The organism is Nocardia sp. KT25-26 (genome assembly GCF_056627695.1).
This window is the reverse complement of sequence record NZ_CM152813.1, coordinates 4,383,060-4,402,948: the sequence shown is the minus strand read 5'-3', so window position 1 is coordinate 4,402,948 and position 19,889 is coordinate 4,383,060. Positions and strand designations below refer to the sequence as shown.

Genomic DNA, 19,889 nt, shown 5'->3' with positions numbered 1-19,889 from the left:
GCGACAGGGAAGTCGATCGGCGGCCGGGCCGCTCAGGGGAGCCGGCAGGCCTACCGGTGCATTCCGGACAGACAGCAGGCGCTGCAGACGCGCTTGAAGTCGACGTGGCGACGGGCCACGAGTCGTACTCCGGAAGTGCGCATGACGACCATTGTGCCATGTCAACGGGGGTGTTCCGAGCCCGAATCCGGGATTCTCCGCAAGAATGCGGGAAATTCCCTGGATTGTGCGATGCGTTTGTGACAGGCGTCATAGCCGGGCCTGTCCGGCAAGGGGAAATTCTGTGATTCGCGCTACATCGGACCGGGCGATCCGGGCGGGTGCGGTGCCAGGCAGACTGGGGTGGTGAGTTCCCGTGTCGTTTCCGCCGAGCCCGCCGCCGACCAGCCGGTGCTGGGCGATTTCGGCGACGGGCCGTTCGGCATCTACATCCACGTGCCGTTCTGTGCCACCCGGTGCGGATACTGCGACTTCAACACCTATACCGCCGGGGAGCTCGGCACCTCGGCCTCGCCGCAGTCTTGGTCGGCGGCGCTGCAGGGTGAGCTGGCGGCCGCGGCGGCCCGATTCGCCGCACTTCCCACCGCGACGCCGCCGGTGTCGACCGTGTTCGTGGGCGGTGGCACCCCGTCGTTGCTGGGTGGCGCCGGTCTCGCGGACGTGCTCGCCGCCGTCCGGGCGAACTTCACCCTGGCCGCCGACGCCGAGATCACCACCGAATCCAATCCCGAATCGACCTCGCCGGAATTCTTCGCCCGGCTGCGCGACGCCGGATACACCAGGGTGTCGCTGGGCATGCAATCCGCCGCCGCACACGTGCTCCGAGTTCTCGAACGCAATCACACCCCGGGACGCGCCGTCGCCGCTGCCCGGGAGGCCCGGGCCGCCGGTTTCGAACACGTCAATCTCGACCTGATCTACGGGACGCCCGGGGAACGCGACGCGGACCTGGACGCCAGCCTGGACGCCGTCCTCGACGCCGGTGTCGACCATGTCTCGGCGTATTCGCTGATCGTCGAGGACGGCACCGCAATGGCCCGCAAGGTGCGGCGCGGCGAGCTGCCCGCGCCCGACGACGACGTCCTCGCCGCCCGGTACGAGCGGATCGACGCCCGGCTGCGTGCCGCCGGCCTGGACTGGTACGAGGTGTCCAACTGGGCGGCCGGCCCGGCGGCGCAGTGCCGGCACAACCTCGGCTACTGGGACGGCGGTGACTGGCTGGGTGCCGGGCCCGGTGCGCACAGCCATATCGGCGGGGTGCGCTGGTGGAATGTCAAGCACCCGGCCCGCTACGCCGACCGGGTCGGCGCAGGCGGCCTGCCCGCTGCCGGCTGGGAGGCGCTCACGGCCGCGGAACGCTACACCGAGCGGGTGATGCTCGTCGTGCGCTTGCGTACCGGGCTGCCGCTCGGCGAACTCGATCCGGCGGGCCGCCGCGCCGCCGACCGGATCGTCGCCGACGGTCTCGCCACCCCGGTGTCCACGACACCTTCCGGTGACCGTCTCGTGCTCACCGACCGCGGTCGGCTGCTGGCCGACGCCGTCGTCCGGGACCTGCTGGTGCCGTGATCTCGTTCCCCGGCCCGCCGGTACGGTCATCGGCCGGCCACCGGTGTCTCGTCCGGATGCGGTCCGCCGATGGCGCCGCCGGCGATACCCGGTCGGGGGCTTCCGAGAAGTTCGTCGGAGTTGGCGCGCGTGATCAGGTAATCCGGAATCGCGCCGCGATGTGCCCCGGCGGTCGGTTGGTGCCGGAGATGCGGTGCGGCACAAGTACTCGCGAGATATGTGGTCTGGCCGGGGGTGCTCCGACCGGCGGGGGCGCCGGCTGCGGCACCGCCGGGCTGCGCCTGGTCCGGCAGCCGGGGTGGTGCGGTGGGCGGCGGGCGGACGCCGGAATCGCTGCGCGGCTCGGCATCACCCGATGCCGGTGGGCCCGATACCGATGGGGCGGCGGATCGGCCGGGTGCGTCCAGGTGGTCCAGGGGTGCGGTGCGTGTGTTCGGCCGGTGTGCGACCTGCGCTGGGATATCCATCGCCCGGGCCGCCCGAGCTGGATCGAAGGGTGCATAGCAGTTCGATGCCGTATCACCGTGTCCGGGTTCGATCGAAACGGGCCACGGCTCCGGCCGTGAGCCACCTTCGGTCGCCTGGCCGGCGCTTGCGGTGCTGTCGGCGGCTTGTCGAGCGTGCGCCGATTCTCCTGCCGGAGCGTCCGGTCCGCGTCCGGCCATCGAGCGTGCCGTCGGCGTGGTCGCCGAGCCGGGCAGGCCGTCCGCGGCCTCGGCGCCGCGGCTGGAGACGGTGACATCGGCGGGCCGGGGTGCGCGGGTGGCGGGTTCGATGCCGTCCGGTGATCCGCTGCGGGCGGTCGATCCGGACGGCGGGTTGTCGACCGTGGCCGGCGATGCCGTACGCGGGAACGCCCCGCTGATCTCAGTGGCGGTTGCCCCCGCGGTTCGGGTGGAACCGTGGTCGGACTCGGTCCGGGGGCTGCGGTCCGGGGCCGGGCCGGTCGGCGGGCCGACCCGTATCGGGATCGGAATCCAGGGCACCGTCCGGTACAGCTCGGTCAGCGGCCGCACATACCGGTGCTGCATATCGGCGCGGGCCTGCTCTTCGGCATCGGATATCCGCCGGTCGTAGTCGGCGTACTCGGGTGACCGGAGGGTGACCGCGGGCGGTTCCGGTGGTGGAATCGCGGCCCGAGTCGTCACGGTCGCCTCGGCCGCGGCTGCCACCGAATCGGCCAGCCGGGTCAAGGCCGGGGCGAATTCGTCTGCCTGCCGCCGGTAGTCGGTGAGCCGGGCGAGCGCCGCCTCGGCTGCGCGGCCCGACCACGATTCGGCGATCGACCGGGACAGGCTGCGGCCGAACCCGGTCACGGCGGCCTCCCAGACTTGTGCGGCTTGCCGGAGCAGCCGGGCCAGATCTAATGCCGGGCCGGGATCGGTGGCCGCGAAGGCCGCGTGGATCTCCGGGTGTGTCCAGTGGTGCACGTTCTCGACCATGACTCTCCGTTCCGGCCCGGCAGGGCCGCGGCGATGAAGGTGAGTTCGGGAGCGATTCCCGGCCTGGAACGGCCGGACCGGCGGATATGCGAGGAAGCTGCCATCGACGCTACGTGGCGCCCCGGGGCTGCCGGAGCAGCTCGCGGGCGGGCTGTGGACAACTCGCGGTTGTGGAGTAAACCACGACCCGGCCGGGTGCTGGGCTCGGCCGGGCCGGGAGCCGCGGGCCTGCCAACTAGACTGGAGTGCAAACGCCGCGGGCGGCGGTGTGCGAACGTGTGTGCCGGACGCGGCCGGAGATCGTCCCGGGGACGAGCGAGGAGGTGGGCTCGATGGCGGCGAGTACCGAAGATCGGCGCTTCGAGGTCCTGCGTGCCATCGTCGCGGACTACGTGGCCACCAAGGAACCGATCGGGTCGAAGGCGCTGGTCGAACGGCACCACCTGGGCGTTTCGAGCGCGACCGTGCGCAACGATATGGCGGTCCTGGAGGCCGAGGGCTACATCACCCAGCCGCACACCAGCTCCGGACGGGTGCCGACGGACAAGGGCTACCGCGAATTCGTCGACCGGATCTCCGAGGTCAAACCGCTGTCGACGGCCGAGCGCCGAGCGATCCTGGACTTCCTGGAGTCCGGTGTCGACCTCGACGACGTACTGCGGCGCGGTGTCCGGCTACTGGCCCAGCTGACCAGGCAGGTCGCGGTGGTGCAGTACCCGACGGTGTCCGCATCCACCGTCCGGCATCTCGAGGTGGTCGCGTTGAATCCGGCCCGGTTGCTGCTGGTCGTGATCACCGACACGGGCCGCGTCGATCAGCGCATCGTCGACCTCGGCCAGGTGGTCGAGGACGACGACCTGGCCGCGCTACGCGGCATGCTGGGCGGGGCGATGGACGGCAAACTCCTCTCGGAGGCCTCCGCCGCGGTAGCCGGCCTTCCCGAAGGTGCACCGGAACGGCTCCGCGACATCCTGGTCCGGGTGGCGACGGTGCTGGTGGAGACGCTGGTCGAACACCCGGAGGAACGGCTGGTGCTCGGTGGTACCGCCAACCTCACCCGCAACGCGGGCGATTTCGGCTTCCCGGGTTCGCTGCGCACCGTTCTGGAAGCGTTGGAAGAGCAGGTCGTGGTGCTCAAACTACTGGCCGCGGCGCAGCAGCCGGGCCGGGTCACCGTCCAGATCGGGGAGGAGACCCAGGTCGAACAGATGCGCGGCACATCGGTCGTGTCCACCGGCTACGGAGCGGCCGGTGCGGTCCTCGGTGGCATGGGGGTGCTGGGACCGACCCGGATGGACTATCCGGGCACGATCGCCTCGGTCGCTACCGTGGCCCGGTACATCGGTGAGGTCCTGGCCGAACGCTGACCCGGACAGGGATCGGCAAGGGCACTGCTACAGTCGGGCTTTCGACCGGTAAAGTTGAGTGCATCCGACTGAGGTCGGCGACGCGCGGCCCTTGCGCCGCCGGTTCGGCGCAGGCCGCCGCGAAGCGCAGAAGACAGCAACGACCAAGGACAAGAGACTCACGTGGCACGGGATTATTACGGACTGCTCGGCGTCGGGAAGAACGCGACCGACCAGGAGCTCAAGCGCGCATATCGCAAGCTGGCTCGGGAGCTCCACCCGGACGTCAACCCCGACGAAGCGGCCCAGGCCAAGTTCAAAGAGGTCTCGACGGCCTACGAGGTGCTGACCGACCCGGAGAAGCGGCGCATCGTCGATATGGGTGGCGACCCGCTCGAGACCGCCGGGGGTGGTGGTGCCGGCTTCAACGGCGCAGGTTTCGGTGGTCTCGGCGATGTCTTCGAGGCGTTCTTCGGCGGGATGAGCGGTGCCGGCGGCGGCGCTCGCAAGCCCCGGGGCCGGGTGCAGCCCGGAGCCGACTCGCTCGTCCGGACCCGGCTGAGCCTGGCCGAGTGTGCCGTGGGCGTCACCAAGCACCTCACCGTGGACACCGCGATCCTGTGTGACACCTGTCACGGCTCCGGCGCCAACGGCAACTCCAAGCCGGTCCGATGCGAGACCTGTGACGGTGCGGGTGAAGTGCAGTCCGTGCAGCGCTCCTTCCTGGGGCAGGTGCTGACCTCGCGTCCCTGCCCGACCTGCCGCGGCGCAGGCGAAACCATCCCGGATCCCTGCCACAAGTGTGGCGGCGACGGGCGGGTCCGCGCCCGGCGCGAGATCGCTGCGCCGATTCCGGCCGGTGTCGCCAACGGCATGCGGGTGCGGCTGGCCGCACAGGGCGAGGTCGGTCCCGGCGGTGGGCATGCCGGTGACCTGTACGTCGAGGTCGTCGAGCAGCCGCACGACACCTTCGTACGCGATGGCGACGACCTGCATTGCACGGTGCGGGTTCCGATGGTCGACGCGGTGCTCGGCACCACGGTGGTCGTCGACACCATCCTGGACGGCCCGGTCGAGCTCACCGTGGCAGCGGGCACCCAGCCCGGCGAGGTGACCGTGCTGCGCGGGCACGGCATGCCGCGTCTGCGTTCCGGCGCCCGCGGCGATCTGCTCGCCCACCTGGACATCGTGGTGCCGACCAAACTGGACGGCAAGCAGTCCGATCTGCTGCGCAAGTTCAAGGGCATGCGGGACAAGGACCGGGCCGAGGTGGTCTCGGCTCAGTCGGAGAGCAACAGCGGACTCTTCGCGCGGCTGCGCGCCTCGTTCAGCGGGCGCTGATTCCTTGGCCGCGACGGTTTTCTACCTCGGCGAGGTCCCGGAACCCGGTGCGGTGGCGGTGCTGGACGGCCCGGAGGGCCGCCACGCCGCCACGGTCCGGCGGATCCGGGTGGGCGAGCCGGTCACGCTGTCCGACGGATCCGGTGTGCTCGCGGCCTCCGAAGTGATCGCGACCGGGAAGGACCGGCTGGAGCTGCGGGTTCTGGATCGCCGGGTCGCCACCCCGGTGTCGCCGCCGGTGACGGTCGTCCAAGCATTGCCGAAGTCGGATCGTTCGGAGCTGGCCGTGGAGTCGATGACCGAGGCCGGCGCCGACCGGATCGTGCCGTGGCAGGCGGCTCGGTGTGTGGCGAACTGGTCGAACAAGGCCGGCAAGGGTGTGGAGAAGTGGCGGTCGGCGGCCCGCGCGGCGGCCCGCCAGTCCCGCCGCGCCTACATCCCGGAGGTCACCGAGTTGCACCGGACAGGGGAAGTGCAGGACCTGGTCGGTAGGGTGGCCGGTGGCGGTGGAGTGGTCGCCGCGCTGCACGAGTCCGGTGCCGTTCCGTTCACCGACTTGCCGTTCACCGAGGCGACCGAGGTCGTGCTGATCGTCGGGCCGGAGGGTGGGCTCGACGATGCCGAGATCAACGCATTCGCCGCGGCCGGCGCGCGTCCGGTGGTCCTCGGCCCGACCGTCCTGCGTACCTCTACCGCCGCGGCCGTGGCCTTGGGTGCGCTGGGCGCACTGACACCGCGCTGGTAACGAGCGCAGGCCCGTCATTCGCCGGCCCACGCACGTTCGTCGGGCAGCGGTCACCGGATCGCGACCGGATCGGCGTCGAGACGTGTTCGCCGGGCTACCGGAGCCGTTGCGCCGGTCGCCGGCCGCCGCGGGGCGGTGGATCGACGGGCGCCGGTCAGGCGTCCGCGCCCTCTTCGCCGTTCTTCGTGCCGGGATCATTCCGATTCCTACTGTTGAGCGCAGCTCCGAGCGCGATCCCGAGCGCCACCCCGGTGCCGGTTCCGAGGGCGATATTGCCCAGGGCGACGCCGACCGCCGCGCCCAACGCGATCCCGATGGCGATCCCGACGGCCAGCTGGTTGCGGTTCGGTTGCTGATCGGCAGACTTGTCAGGCATGGGGCAATTATGCCGGTGGCGCCGAGTGTGGTGGTGTCGGCAAACTCTGCGGCCGGTTTATCCGGTGGGCAGTGTCGGTGGTCCGCGATAGACTTTGTGCACAGGCGAACGGCCCGTGCGGGCCGGGAACCCGGCCCAGTAGTCGAGCACGGAAAGCAGGCCATAGCCTCTTTTGAGAACTTCAGGCGAGATCGGCGACCCAACCACCCCCGCAACAGGCGATGGCGCAGGCGGTAACGGCGCAGGCCCCGCAGCGCGCACCGTGCGATCGAGCATCGAACTCGCCCCGGAGTCCGTGTTCCCGTTCCTCGGTTCCGCCGATCAGAATCTCCGTGAGCTCGAGGATCTGCTGGATGCCGATGTGCATGTCCGCGGTAACTCGGTGACGATCACCGGTAAGGCGGCCGATGTCGCGCTCGCCGAGCGGGTCATCGAGCAGCTGGTGGCGCTGACCGGCCGGAACAAGACGATCACCCCGGAATCGGTCCGGCACACGGTGTCGATGCTCACCGAAGGCGCGGTCGAATCGCCCGCCGAGGTGCTGAGCCTGGACATCCTGTCCCGGCGCGGCAAGACCATCCGGCCCAAGACGCTGAACCAGAAGCGCTACGTCGACGCCATCGACGCCAACACCATCGTGTTCGGCATCGGCCCGGCCGGTACCGGCAAGACCTACCTGGGGATGGCCAAGGCTGTGCAGGCGCTGCAGGCCAAGCAGGTGAACCGGATCATCCTGACCCGACCGGCGGTCGAGGCGGGGGAGCGGCTCGGCTTCCTGCCCGGCACCTTGAACGAGAAGATCGACCCCTATCTGCGTCCTCTCTACGACGCCCTGCACGACATGATGGACCCCGAGGCCATCCCGAAGCTCATGCAGGCGGGCGTCATCGAGGTCGCGCCCCTGGCGTACATGCGTGGCCGGACCATCAACGACTCGTTCATCATCCTGGACGAGGCGCAGAACACCACGGCCGAGCAGATGAAGATGTTCCTGACCCGGCTCGGCTTCGGATCGAAGATCGTGGTGACCGGCGATGTCACCCAGGTGGATCTGCCGACCGGCGCCAGGTCCGGGCTGCGGGTGGCGTCGGAGATCCTGTCCGGGATCGACGATATCCACTTCGCGGAGCTGACCAGCAACGATGTCGTCCGGCACCGGTTGGTCTCGAGTATCGTCGACGCCTACGACCGGGCCGAAGCCACGAATCGGCCCGCGGTCGGGCCGCACCTGCCGGGCAACCGGGCACAGCGGCGCGCGGCCGGACGGGCGGATCGGCGGTAACGTGCGCCACGCGGTGCCCATGCCACTCCCGGTCCCGGGAGGGCCAGACCGTAGCATGAACCGGTGAGCATCGAGATCGCCAACGAATCGGGGATGGATATCCCCGAAGAAGACCTGGTCAGTGTCGCGCGTTTCGTGATCGCCCGGATGGACGTCCATCCGGCCGCGGAACTGTCACTGGTGCTCGTCGATCTCGACACCATGGCCGATCTGCATGTGCGGTGGATGGATCTCCCGGGGCCGACCGACGTGATGTCGTTCCCGATGGACGAGCTGGAGCCCGGTGGCCGCCCGGACGCTCCCGAACCGGGGCCGTCGATGCTCGGTGACATCGTGCTGTGCCCGGAGTTCGCCATCGGACAGGCGCAGAAGGCCGATCATTCCCTCGACCACGAACTGGCCCTGCTGACCGTGCACGGCATGCTGCATCTGCTCGGGTACGACCACGCCGAGCCCGAGGAAGAGAAGGAGATGTTCGCCCTGCAGGCCCAGTTGCTGGAGCAGTGGTACGAGAGCCTGCGGGAGGCGCAGGTGCGGGCTGCGCAGGCCGAACGGGATGTCCGGTTGCTCGGCAACACCGGGTTCACCGCGCCGGGCGATTCGCTGGGATCGGCGTGACCGCACTGAGCCTGATCATCCCCGCGGTACTGCTCGTCCCGGTGGGTGGTGTTTTCGCGGCGGTCGACTCCGCGCTGAACACGGTGTCGCGGGCCCGGCTGGCGGATATGGTCCGCGACGAGCGGCCGGGTGCCGCGCGGCTGCGCCGCATCGTCGAGGACCGGCCCCGCTATGTGAACCTGATGGTGCTGCTGCGCATCCTGTGCGAGATCGGTGCGACGGTGCTGCTCGCCGCGGCCCTGATCCAGCTCTGGCCGAAGACGGCGGCCCTGGCGGTGACCGCGATGATCATGGTGGTGGTCTCGTATGTGGTGATCGGCGTGGGCCCGCGCACCCTGGGACGGCAGCATGCGTATTCGATCGCGCTGTCGGCCGCGCTGCCGCTGCAGTTCATCGGCGCGGTGCTGAGCCCGGTCAGCCGGCTGCTGATCCTGCTCGGCAATGCACTCACCCCCGGTAAGGGCTTCCGCAACGGCCCGTTCGCCTCCGAGATCGAACTCCGTGAGGTCGTCGACATGGCGCAAGAGCGCGGTGTGGTGGCCGACGACGAACGCCGGATGATCCAGTCGGTGTTCGAGCTCGGCGACACCACAGCCCGCGCCGTGATGGTGCCGCGCACCGAGATGATCTGGATCGAAGCGGACAAGACAGTTGCGCAGGCGATCTCCCTGGCTGTTCGCAGCGGGCATTCCCGGATCCCGGTGATCGGCGAGAACGTCGACGACATTCTCGGCGTCGCCTATCTGAAGGACCTGGTCCCACACGCCGACCGCAGCCGGACGGTGCTCGTCCGGGAGCTGATGCGGGCGGCCGTCTTCGTCCCCGACTCGAAACCGCTCGACGAGCTGCTCGACGGCATGCAGCGGCGCCGCAACCATATGGCGTTGCTGGTCGACGAATACGGCGGCATCGCCGGGCTGGTGACCATCGAGGATGTGCTGGAGGAGATCGTCGGTGAGATCGCCGACGAGTACGACACCGACGAGACGCCTCCGGTGGAGGAACTGAGCGACGGCCGGTACCGGGTGTCGGCCCGGCTGTCGGTCGCCGACCTGGGGGAGCTGTTCGGCACCCCGATCGAGGACGAGGACGTGGATACCGTCGGCGGTCTGCTCGCCCACGAGCTCGGCCGGGTGCCGCTGCCCGGGGCCGAGGTGCAGGTACACGGCCTGGATCTGCGCGCCGAGGGCAGCGCCGATGCCCGCGGCCGGATGCGGGTGCACACCGTGCTGGTGTCCCGCATCCCGCCACCCGTCGCGGCCGACGGCGAATCGCAACTCGACACCGTGTCGCGGTCGTCCGGCACCGGCGACGGCGACGATTGAGATGACGGCGACGATAGAGACGATGAGGACAGGAGATCCGCGATGACCGACCTGGATGCCGAAGACAACAAGCTGGTGGTGCTGGCGCGCGGCGCGCTCGGCCGCACCGGTGGCGCGAGCGGGGCCGCGGTGCGTGATTCCGACGGGCGTACCTATGCGGCCGGTGCGGTGTCGCTGGCGGCACTGCACCTGACTGCGCTGCAGGCCGCGGTGGCGGCGGCGATCTCCAGCGGCGCCGAGGGCTTCGAAGCGGTCGTCATCGTCGGCGGCACGGCCGACGACGCGGGTGTCGCCGCGGTGCGCGAGGTGTCCGGCGACGCCACGGTGATCCTGGCCGACCGGTCCGGCGCGGTGACCGACCGGCTGGTGGCGAGTGGAGCGCACGGTGGCTGAGCACCGCACCGAGCCGGAATTCCGTTCCGGGTTCGTCTGTTTCGTCGGCCGGCCGAATACCGGCAAGTCCACGCTGACCAACGCCATGGTCGGCGCCAAGATCGCGATCACCTCCTCGCGGCCGCAGACCACCCGGCACACCATCCGCGGCATCGTGCATCGCGACGACTGCCAGCTGATCCTGGTGGATACGCCGGGCCTGCATCGTCCGCGGACCCTGCTCGGGCAGCGGCTCAACGATCTCGTCCGGGACACCTATTCCGAGGTCGATGTGATCGCGGTGTGTATTCCGGCGGACGAGAAGATCGGCCCGGGCGACCGCTGGATCGTCCAGCAGGTCAAGCAGATGGCGCCGAAGACGACGCTGCTGGGTGTGGTCACCAAGATCGACAAGGTGGGCCGCGATCAGGTGGCTCAGCAGCTGCTCGCGGTATCGCAGCTGCTCGGCCCGGAGTCCGAAGTGGTGCCGGTCTCGGCCGTGCAGGGCGAGCAGGTCGAGGTGCTGATCGACGTGATCGCCCAGCAGATGCCGGAGGGGCCCGCGTTCTACCCCGACGGTGAGCTCACCGACGAGCCGGAAGAAACACTGATGGCCGAGCTCATCCGCGAGGCCGCCCTGGAAGGCGTCCGCGACGAGCTGCCCCACTCGCTGGCGGTGGTCATCGAGGAGGTCCTGCCCTATGAGGAGCGCGACGACATGCTCGATGTGCACGCGCTGATATATGTGGAGCGGCCGAGCCAGAAGGCGATCGTGATCGGTAAGGGCGGGCGCCGGCTCAAGGAGGTCGGCACCAGTGCACGCAAACAGATCGAGCACATCCTCGGCACCCGCATCTACCTGAACCTGCACGTGAAGGTCGCCAAGGACTGGCAGCGGGATCCGAAACAGCTCGGCAAACTGGGCTTCTGAATCGGCGCTACGGGCAAGTGTGATCGGCCCCAGTATCCCGCGCAGGTTCCATGAGGTGGATCAGATTCGTCCGGCAATCCCGGGCTGTCGCCACCGAAATTCGTACGGTCGGCCTTGGAGGAATCAGCACATGATTTCGGTACCAGGGAGACATCGTGACAACTGCAACGACCGATCGGGACCTGCTGGTCGAACTCGAACCGACCGCCGAGAAATGCCTGAACGACCACCTGGACAAGGCGAAGGAGTGGCATCCGCACGACTATGTGCCGTGGGACGACGGTCGTAACTTCGCTGCCCTGGGGGGCGTCGACTGGGAACCCGGGCAGTCGACACTGGCACCGCTGGCACAAACGGCGATGGTGACCAATCTGCTCACCGAGGACAACCTCCCCTCCTACCACCGCGAACTCGCCGACACCTTCGGTCTCGACGGCCCCTGGGGCACGTGGGTCGGCCGGTGGACGGCCGAGGAGAATCGGCATTCCATCGTCATGCGGGACTACCTGGTCGTCACCCGTGCGGTCGACCCAGTTGCGCTGGAACAAGCTCGGATGACGCATATGACCACCGGCATCGCCAGTCCGAAATCCGCCACCGAATCGGAGTCCCAGCTGCTGCGTGGGATCGCATATGTGACCTTCCAGGAATTGGCCACCCGGATCAGTCACCGCAATACCGGTGGCGCATGCGGCGAACCCGTCGCCGAACGGATGTTGCAGCGCATCGCCGCCGACGAGAACCTCCATATGATCTTCTACCGCAACATCAGTGCCGCGGCCCTGGATCTCGCCCCGGACCGGATGTTGGCCGCGATCACCGATGTGGTCACCGATTTCCAGATGCCGGGCCTGACCCAGCCGAACTTCCGCCGCAACGCCGTACAACTGGCCAAATACGGCATCTACGATCTGCGCCAGCATCTCGAGGTGGTGCTCCGCCCCGTCCTGCGCGCGTGGAACGTCTTCGACCGCACCGATCTCGGCTCTGCCGGTGAACGTGCCCGCGACGAACTGGCTGCTCACCTGGACAAGCTCGATGACATGGCCACCCGGTTCGAGGAACAACGCGACCGGGCGCTGGCCCGCGACGCTGCCCGCGCCGCCGGCTGAGGCATCGGCGTAAACCCGCGCCGATCGGCATGCCGGAGTCGGTCTCTGACGGTACTGTTCGCAACCTGGGTGCCTTGCTGCGGCGAGGCCGGTTGCTCGGTTCGGTACGGGAGGGGCGGGAAAGTGCCCGAGGACAGCGATATCGGCAAGCTGCTGGAGGTGCTGCGGGCGCTGCAGGTGCCCGATTCCCGGCCGCGGGTGTTCCGTACCCTGGTGCGGCGGCGCGGGCCGCTGCCGCGGCCGATCGTGCAGCTGGTGGGGGTGCCCGACAGTGCCGAGCTGCTTTCGGAGATCTATCGGTGGCTCGGTGAATCGGGCGGTCGCCGGGCCACGCCGCGTGCTCGGGTGGATCTTTCGGCAGCAGATCTGGCGCCGGATGCGCTGACCCCGGCTCCGGACGAGACCGGGGAGGAGGTGCCCGGGCACTGCCTCCCGATCGTTCAGCGCCTGGTGGAGGCGTTGGCCACCGACGATACGGCGATGGGACCGATCAAGTTTCCGCGCTATCGGACCGCCGACTGGTTGACTCGGCAGCGGGTCACCAGCGACGCGACCGAGGCGGCGGTGGAGCTGCGTGCCCGCCTGCCGCGCCTGCTGCGCAGCGGCAGCCCCGCCACGACTTCGAGTTCCGATGCGGCAGAGGGGGTCAGCGGGGACCTGCTCTCCCGGGCAGTGTTCGGTGTGCTGGCGCTGTGGCCGGTGCTGCGGCTGTGGTTGTGGGTCAGTGGCCGGATCCCCGGGATGTCCAAGGTCACCCGGTGGTTCCTGCACCAGCAGTATCTGGCTCCCCAGTACTCCGACAGTTTCCTGGGTTTCGCGGGCCGGCTGACCGCTTCGCGGCGTGGTGAGGAGAACGAGGAGCAGGTCGCCAAGCTGCTGGTGAATGCGTTCCTGGCCGATCTGCGGGACGCCTACCGCAAGCGGTTGTGGCGGCCGTCGAGCTGGCGCCGCACCGCCTACCCGGTCGCGCTGCTCGGGCCTGTCGCGCCGGACAGCGACGCGGCCCGGCTGCTCGACCGGATCAACGAGATCCGCAACGAAACCGGGCTGTTCGACCCGTTGGTGGTGCTGGCGTGTGTCACCGAGGAGCCGGAACGGCCACGCACGCGGGACCTGTCGGCTATCGGTGATCTGCGGCGATTGGACACCCTGGAATCGTTGCTCGACCGGCCGCATTCGACCGAGCGCCCGGATCCGTTGCAGCGCTGGCTGCGGGAGATCGACAATCTGCGCACCATCCGGCGGCCGAACGCCTGGATGCTGCCGCTGCGGATCGATATCGGCGATCCGGAGCGGGTCGGCGAGGAGATCCGCGATCCGGATCTGGCCCGCCTGGCCGTGCCGCCGGCGCCGCCGCCCGCGGCCCGCGGCTGGGTGGTGGCACTCAGTGTGCTGCTACCGGTCGCGCTGGTGGCGGCCGCCGCGCTCTACTACATCCCACCGCTTCGCGGCGTGCCGTGTACGCACTGGTCCTGGACCGACGGGGTCGGTGTCGCCGAGGTCGAGGGGGAGTGTGTCGGCTACAGCGACAACGTGACGCAGGTCTTCACCGACGACCCCGGCCTGGTCGCGATGCAGCGAGAGGTGTTCCGGCTCAATGCCGCCGCCGAACGTGCGCAGCGGGACAATCCGGGACGGCCGTTGATCTCGCTGGTGTATTTCGCGGGGCTGACCTACGCGAGCATCAACGCCCGCTATCCGCACGAACAGCTCGAGGAGCTGGCGGGGCTGGCGGTACAGCAGCGGCGAGCGCTGCTGGCCTCGGATGTGTCCGAACCGTTGCTGCGGGTGGTGATCGCCAACGGCGGCACCGGTATGCGGCATGCCGAGCAGGTCGTCGACGAGCATCTGCGGACATTGATCGACGACGATCCCAGCATCCTGGGTGTCGTCGGGATGGAACAGAGCAACTACGAAACCCGCCGCGCGATCACCGAACTCGGGCATATCGGCGCGCCCGTGGTGGCCACCACCCTGTCGGCGGACGGGTTCGACGAGGCATCGCCGCTGTATTTCTCCGCTGTCCCCAGCAATGCGGTGCAGGCGCGGCTGATCGCCGACTATGTGCACGGTGCCCGATATCCGGCCGGTGCAGAGCAGGCCGGTACGCGGCGATATGAACGGGTGGTGTTGTATCACCCGGACGACGAGGACGATCTGTACGTCCGGACACTGGTGGCGGATCTGCGTTCGGAGTTCGACGAAAGAGGGATCGAATCGAGCGAGCGGACCTGGCGAGTGCAGCAGGAGCTGAACCGGATTCCGGCCCGCTGCGGCGACGAGGAGTTCGATCCGGCGACGCTGCTGTTCTTCGCCGGCCGCGACGACGACTTCCTGACCTTCGCGCGGGCCGTCAGCCGCGGATGCGCCAGCGGTGAGGTCCCGGCGATCCTCGCGAACGATTCGGTCACCCCATTGCTGACCGAACCCCGGGCGACCAATGCGTTGCCGCGCAATCTGACGGTGCGTTATGTGGGGATGGGTGCCCCGGTGCTGCTGGGCGGTGCCGACTGCATCGAAGGGGTCGGCCGGGTCGGTGAGGTGCCCGGTTCCCTCGAACACGAGCAGATGTGTGCCGAGCTGGCCGATCTGATCGCGGATCTGCGCACCGAACCCGGGATGGATTCCTACGCACCGTCCTGGGCCGGGGACCGCACCGGACTCGCCTTCGATGTCAGCGGAATGTTCCTGCAGGCGGTCCGAGTGACCCGCAGTACGCCCGGCGACCTGCCGCCCAATCGCACCGCGATCGCGGTACAGCTGCGCGAGCAGGACTACATCGGGGTGACCGGTCGGCTCGGCTTCGCCGACAAGCGGATCGCCGAGGAATCCTCGATCGTGGTCGCGGTCACCGAGGGCTTCGGCCGGGGCGCCCCGCAGCGGTGCCTGCTGATGTATCCCCGCCCGGAGACCGGTACCGGCTGCCCGGCGGGAACCGAAAGCGATCTGGAGGAGTGGGCGGTTCCGGACTGACGGCGGTCACCACCAGGGCCGGGGGCGGTCCCGGTCCCACCGCAGTTCGTGTTCGAGCTGGGCCACGATCGGCAGCAGCGTCGGTTCGGCATCGCGTGGCCCCATCAGCTGCGCCCCGATCGGCAGTCCGGCATCGGTGAAACCGGCCGGGACGTTGATGCTCGGCCAGCCCAGGACATTCCACGGCCAGGTGTACGGGCAGGCCTCGGTGATCAGCTGATTCGTCGCGCCGACGCCGATCCCGTCGATCTCGGCGGCGCGCGGCGGCGGCGTTGCCGTGGTGGGAGCCAGCACGATGTCGTAGTCGTCGAAGAAGCGGCCGATCCGCTTGTGCAGTAAGGGTTCCGCGGCCCGCGCGGCGGCCAGCACCGGGCCACCCAGGATCCGGCCGAGCCGGACGTTGGCGGTGGTGCGGGGATCGACCACGGCACCGGGCATCTGCTGATGGACGGCCCGGATGCCGGCCATCGACCGCGGCAGGAACGAGGCGCCGATCAGCAGCCCGTAGTGCAGGTCGGTGAAGGTCACCGTGTGCCCGAGCCGGCGCAGTGCGGCGGCGATCCGGCGCACTCCGGCCGCGACCTCGGGGTCGAGTGCGGTGCGGGTGGCGGTGAACGGGATGCGCAGCGAGACCGCGATCCGCAACCTGCCCGGGTCGCGGTCCAGTGCGGCGACGGCTCCGATCGGTTCCGGGGTGTGCCGGTCGCCGTCGTGCGGTCCCGCCGCGACGTCCAGCAGCAGTGCAGCATCGCCGACGGTGCGCGCCAGCGGCCCGTTGACGGTCAGGCCGTTGAACGCCTCGGCGGCGGGCCAAGTCGAGATGCGCCCGCGTTGCGGTTTGATGCCGACCAGGTTCGTCCAGGCAGCGGGGATACGCACCGAACCGGCGCCGTCGGATCCGAGTGCCGCGGGCACCAGACCGGCGGCGACGGCAGCCGAGGACCCGCCCGAGGAGCCGCCGGGGGTGTGCTCGCGATGCCACGGGTTGCGGGTGTGGCCGAAGGCGGCGCCGCTGGTGAACGGCAGCTGGCCGAGTTCGCACGTGTTGGTCTTGCCGACGATCACCGCGCCGGCGGCGCGCAGCCGGCGCACCGATTCGGCGTCGGTGGCCTTCGGTTCGAACGGTCCGCCACACCCGAAGGCGGTGGGCTCTCCGGCGATATCGGTATCGTCCTTGACCGCGATCGGCACCCCCAGCAGCGGCAGGCGTTCACCGGCCGCCAGCCGCCGGTCTGCCTCGGCGGCCTCGCGCAGCGCGGCCGCACGGCGCACCACCCGGAAGGCGTTCAGACCGGGCTGGCTCGCCTCGATTCGGTCCAGGGCCGCCGCGGTCGCAGTCGCCGAGTCGGTCGTACCGGCGGCCAGTGCGGTTGCGAGTCCGGTCAGCCCGAGGTCGGGTAGCCGATCCGGGTCCGGCCGGTCATCGGTGTCGGGGCGCTCCGCCGCAGTCATCTGTGAGCTCCATCTCCTCGTCTTGATATTCGACGGTAGCGTGAAACTGGTCACTCGTCCATGTAGGTATCGGAAAATCGGTCCAGGGGTGCCGACCATGGCTCGCGGCGGGGTCGCGGCCGGTGCGGGATCGGGAAATCCGCACTGCCCGCCCGAGTCGGCGGGGCGGGTAACGGCCGGGCGTGGAAGACTGAGCGGGTGCGGTTGTATCGGGACGAGGCGGTGGTGGTTCGCCAGCACAAGCTGGGCGAGGCGGACCGGATCGTCACGCTGCTGACCCGGCAGCACGGCCTGGTCCGCGCCGTGGCGAAGGGAGTGCGGCGCACCAAGTCGAAGTTCGGTGCCCGGCTGGAACCGTTCGCCTATATCGACGTGCAGCTGCATCCGGGCCGGACCCTCGACGTGATCACCCAGGTTGTCACGGTGGAGGCCTTCGCGGCCGATATCGTCGACGACTACGGCCGCTACACCACGGCCTGCGCGATCCTGGAAACCGCGGAGCGCCTGGCCGGTGAGGAACGGGCCCCGGCACCCAAACTCCACGCGCTGACCGCGAGCGCGCTGCGCGCCGTCGCCGCCCAGCAACGGCCGCACGAACTGATCCTGGATGCCTATCTGCTGCGGGCGATGGGCTTCGCCGGGTGGGCGCCCGCCCTCGACGAATGTGCCCGCTGTGCCACACCCGGACCGCACCGTGCCTTCCACGTCGCTGCCGGTGGTGCAGTGTGTGTGCACTGCCGTCCACCCGGTGCGGCGATTCCGGGGCCCGGTGTGCTGGATCTGCTGACCGCCCTGTTGCGCGGCGAATGGGAGCACATCGCGACCGTCCCGGTGACCGTCCGCCGGCAGGCGAGCGGCCTGGTGGCTGCCCACCTGCAATGGCATCTGGAACGTCAGCTGCGCACGCTGCCGCTGCTGGAACGCTCGCAGCAGGGGGCAGGCCGCGCATCGGACCCGGTGGCGGGCTGAACTCGGCGATCCGCCGCTGCCCGGAACCGGCCCCGATCCCGACGATGGCCGGAGGCCGGGCGCGCCGGGCGTCGCCGCCGGGCCCGCACGAACCGGAAGAGTGCGATCGGGCAGGATGGAGGCGTGATTCTGCGCCGTGAACCCACCGCGAACCGAACCGGTACCCGCACCGTGCGGCCGCCGTCGCCGCATCCGTCGGGCGCCCGGCCGCCGAAGCTGCCCGCCGAGCTGGTGCCCGGACATGTCGCGCTGGTGATGGACGGAAACGGTCGGTGGGCGCAGGAGCGTGGGCTGCCGCGTACGGCCGGGCACGAGCGCGGTGAGGCGGTGCTGATGGACACCGTCGAGGGCTGTATCGAGCTGGGCGTGAAGTGGCTGTCGGCCTACGCCTTCTCCACCGAGAACTGGCGGCGCAGTCCGGAGGAGGTGCGCTTCCTGATGGGGTTCAACCGGGATGTGATCCGCCGCCGCCGGGACGAGATGAACGAGATGGGCGTGCGGGTCCGCTGGGCGGGCCGCCGTCCGCGGCTGTGGCGCAGCGTCATCAAGGAGCTCGAGATCGCCGAGGAGCTCACCCGGGACAACGAGGTGATGACGCTGACCATGTGCGTCAACTACGGCGGCCGGGCCGAGATCGCGGACGCGGCCCGGGAGATCGCGCGCCGGGTGGCGGCCGGTGAACTCGACCCGGAGAAGGTCGGCGAGGCCACGGTGGCGCAGTACCTCGACGAACCGGATATGCCCGACGTCGACCTGTTCCTGCGGCCCTCGGGAGAATTCCGCAGCTCCAACTTCCTCCTCTGGCAGGCGGCGTACGCCGAATTCGTCTACCAGGACACCCTTTTCCCGGACTTCGACCGGCGGGATCTGTGGCGGGCCTGCGTCGAGTACGCTTCCCGGGACCGTCGGTTCGGCGGCGTGAAATGAGCGACGGAACGGGCGATGCCGAGATGGCCGAGACATCGGTGACTGCCGAGATCGAACTCCAGGCGCGGGCGGGGGCCTGCCTGGCGAATCACGGGATCGACGTCCGGGTGGACCCGGACGGCTCGCTCGGTTTCGGCTACGAAGGTGCGCTCTGTTCGCTGCAGGCGGTGACCTTGGCCCCGGGCCTCGATGTCCTGTCGCTGACCTGCGTACTGGCCTGGGATCGGCCGTTGAAGCCCCAGCTGCACAAGCGGGTCGCCGAACGCAACAACGCGCTGCAGTTCGGTTCGCTGGCGCTGATGACCCGCGGCAAGCTCGCCGATGTGGTCCTGCGCTACATCTTCCCGGCGGCCGGGCTCGACGATGCGGCGCTGACCACCATGCTGCTGCTCGTCCTGTCGGGGACGGGCGAAGCCCGCCAGGGCCTGCTCGCTCCCTGATTCGGCTATCCGGCCGGTTCCGGCGCGGTTTCGGTCATCGGCAGCAGCACGGCGACCGCCCGGGCCAGTGTGTCCGGCTCCAGGTCCTGCATCAGCAGACTCTGCAGGATGTAGCCCGGGATCATGCTCAGCAGTGTCTTGGCGAGCGCATCGATATCGGTTCCGGCGGGAAGCTGGCCGGCGTCGGCCATCCGGGTGAGGTATTCGCGCCACAGGTCCCGCATCCCGCCGATGGTCTCCCGTAGCGTGGCCGCCATCTCTTCGTTGGTCAGGGCCAGCGACCAGGCGTGCGGGGCGAGCGGGATCATGCCGTCGGCCCCGCTCTGCCGGCGGATCTCGTGGCCCAGGGCGGCGAAGATCTCGGCCGGGCTGGGCGGATCGTCGCGCCGCACCATCTCGGCCAGGCCGATGCGCACCTCGCTGGTCGCGCGGTGTGCCAAGGCGGCGACGATCTCGTTCTTGCCTTTGAAGTATCGGTAGACCGCACCGGCGGAGAGGCCGGATTCGGCGAAGACGTCCTGCATCGAGGTCTCGTGGAACCCCTTGCGGATGAAGCAGCGTTGCGCCGCATCCAGGATCTGCTGGCGGCGGCGTTCCAGATGTTCGTCACTGACTCGGGGCATGCCTCCAAACTAAAACGAACATTCGTTCTTGACAAGCTCCGGCGCC

Annotated in this window: 19 protein-coding genes; 14 read left to right on the top strand and 5 right to left on the bottom strand. The window is 69.6% G+C overall.

All coding sequences use genetic code 11. The features are described from left to right. Window positions 1-50: 50 nt before the first annotated feature. Window positions 51-143: an Ms4527A family Cys-rich leader peptide gene (locus AC1HFH_RS19940; RefSeq protein ID WP_480244307.1), complete on the bottom strand. Its 93-nt coding sequence runs from the start codon at window positions 141-143 to the stop codon at window positions 51-53. A gap of 202 nt (window positions 144-345) precedes the next feature. On the opposite strand from AC1HFH_RS19940, the gene hemW reads away from it, so the two are divergent. Further along, complete coding sequence (hemW, locus tag AC1HFH_RS19935) at window positions 346-1,569, top strand: radical SAM family heme chaperone HemW (protein WP_480244306.1); 1,224 nt, start codon at window positions 346-348, stop codon at window positions 1,567-1,569. 26 nt (window positions 1,570-1,595) lie between these two features. Here the strand turns inward: hemW and AC1HFH_RS19930 are convergent, their stop codons facing one another. After that, on the bottom strand, window positions 1,596-3,011 hold the full coding sequence (locus tag AC1HFH_RS19930; RefSeq protein ID WP_480244305.1) for a PPE domain-containing protein: 1,416 nt from the start codon (window positions 3,009-3,011) through the stop codon (window positions 1,596-1,598). Between the two features lie 332 nt (window positions 3,012-3,343). On the opposite strand from AC1HFH_RS19930, the gene hrcA reads away from it, so the two are divergent. The 3 genes from hrcA to AC1HFH_RS19915 all read left to right on the top strand — a co-directional run bounded on the left by hrcA (window position 3,344) and on the right by AC1HFH_RS19915 (window position 6,443). Next, a complete protein-coding gene (gene hrcA / locus AC1HFH_RS19925; protein ID WP_480244304.1) occupies window positions 3,344-4,378 on the top strand; it encodes a heat-inducible transcriptional repressor HrcA in 1,035 nt (344 codons plus the stop codon). A 162-nt stretch (window positions 4,379-4,540) separates the two neighbouring features. Next, on the top strand, window positions 4,541-5,698 hold the full coding sequence (gene dnaJ / locus AC1HFH_RS19920) for a molecular chaperone DnaJ (protein WP_480244303.1): 1,158 nt from the start codon (window positions 4,541-4,543) through the stop codon (window positions 5,696-5,698). 4 nt (window positions 5,699-5,702) lie between these two features. Then, complete coding sequence (locus AC1HFH_RS19915) at window positions 5,703-6,443, top strand: 16S rRNA (uracil(1498)-N(3))-methyltransferase (RefSeq protein ID WP_480244302.1); 741 nt, start codon at window positions 5,703-5,705, stop codon at window positions 6,441-6,443. Between the two features lie 154 nt (window positions 6,444-6,597). On the opposite strand, the gene AC1HFH_RS19910 is transcribed toward AC1HFH_RS19915, so the two are convergent. After that, window positions 6,598-6,819 (bottom strand): glycine zipper domain-containing protein, encoded by a 222-nt coding sequence (locus tag AC1HFH_RS19910; protein ID WP_480244301.1) that lies wholly within the window; start codon window positions 6,817-6,819, stop codon window positions 6,598-6,600. A 190-nt stretch (window positions 6,820-7,009) separates the two neighbouring features. Between AC1HFH_RS19910 and AC1HFH_RS19905 the strand changes: the two genes are divergently transcribed. The 7 genes from AC1HFH_RS19905 (at window position 7,010) to AC1HFH_RS19875 (ending at window position 15,432) form a co-directional block, all read left to right on the top strand. Then, window positions 7,010-8,101 (top strand): PhoH family protein, encoded by a 1,092-nt coding sequence (locus AC1HFH_RS19905; protein WP_480247913.1) that lies wholly within the window; start codon window positions 7,010-7,012, stop codon window positions 8,099-8,101. Window positions 8,102-8,164: 63 nt separating this feature from the next. Then, a complete protein-coding gene (ybeY, locus tag AC1HFH_RS19900) occupies window positions 8,165-8,719 on the top strand; it encodes an rRNA maturation RNase YbeY (RefSeq protein WP_480244300.1) in 555 nt (184 codons plus the stop codon). Then, window positions 8,716-10,044: a hemolysin family protein gene (locus tag AC1HFH_RS19895; protein WP_480244299.1), complete on the top strand. Its 1,329-nt coding sequence runs from the start codon at window positions 8,716-8,718 to the stop codon at window positions 10,042-10,044. Before ybeY ends, AC1HFH_RS19895 begins: the two co-directional genes overlap by 4 nt. Window positions 10,045-10,086: 42 nt before the next feature. After that, entirely contained in the window at window positions 10,087-10,437 is a 351-nt protein-coding gene (locus AC1HFH_RS19890) for a cytidine deaminase (protein WP_480244298.1), read from the top strand. Continuing rightward, complete coding sequence (era, locus tag AC1HFH_RS19885; RefSeq protein WP_480244297.1) at window positions 10,430-11,347, top strand: GTPase Era; 918 nt, start codon at window positions 10,430-10,432, stop codon at window positions 11,345-11,347. The genes AC1HFH_RS19890 and era overlap by 8 nt, the downstream gene beginning before the upstream one ends. 155 nt (window positions 11,348-11,502) lie before the next feature. Next, window positions 11,503-12,459, top strand: a complete 957-nt coding sequence (locus tag AC1HFH_RS19880; RefSeq protein WP_480244296.1) for an acyl-ACP desaturase — start codon at window positions 11,503-11,505, stop codon at window positions 12,457-12,459. A gap of 123 nt (window positions 12,460-12,582) precedes the next feature. Next, window positions 12,583-15,432, top strand: a complete 2,850-nt coding sequence (locus AC1HFH_RS19875) for an ABC transporter substrate-binding protein (protein WP_480244295.1) — start codon at window positions 12,583-12,585, stop codon at window positions 15,430-15,432. Window positions 15,433-15,438: 6 nt separating this feature from the next. Here the strand turns inward: AC1HFH_RS19875 and AC1HFH_RS19870 are convergent, their stop codons facing one another. Beyond that, window positions 15,439-16,884 (bottom strand): amidase, encoded by a 1,446-nt coding sequence (locus tag AC1HFH_RS19870; protein ID WP_480244294.1) that lies wholly within the window; start codon window positions 16,882-16,884, stop codon window positions 15,439-15,441. Between the two features lie 198 nt (window positions 16,885-17,082). Between AC1HFH_RS19870 and recO the strand changes: the two genes are divergently transcribed. From recO to AC1HFH_RS19855, 3 genes are all read left to right on the top strand, one after another. After that, window positions 17,083-17,853 (top strand): DNA repair protein RecO, encoded by a 771-nt coding sequence (gene recO / locus AC1HFH_RS19865; protein ID WP_480244293.1) that lies wholly within the window; start codon window positions 17,083-17,085, stop codon window positions 17,851-17,853. 123 nt (window positions 17,854-17,976) lie between these two features. Then, window positions 17,977-18,780, top strand: coding sequence for an isoprenyl transferase (locus tag AC1HFH_RS19860; RefSeq protein ID WP_480244292.1), 804 nt, complete (start codon window positions 17,977-17,979; stop codon window positions 18,778-18,780). After that, window positions 18,777-19,220, top strand: coding sequence for a hypothetical protein (locus AC1HFH_RS19855; protein WP_480244291.1), 444 nt, complete (start codon window positions 18,777-18,779; stop codon window positions 19,218-19,220). The genes AC1HFH_RS19860 and AC1HFH_RS19855 overlap by 4 nt, the downstream gene beginning before the upstream one ends. A 5-nt stretch (window positions 19,221-19,225) precedes the next feature. Here AC1HFH_RS19855 and AC1HFH_RS19850 read toward each other — a convergent pair whose 3' ends face one another. Next, window positions 19,226-19,843, bottom strand: a complete 618-nt coding sequence (locus AC1HFH_RS19850; RefSeq protein ID WP_480244290.1) for a TetR/AcrR family transcriptional regulator — start codon at window positions 19,841-19,843, stop codon at window positions 19,226-19,228. Window positions 19,844-19,889: the final 46 nt, after the last annotated feature.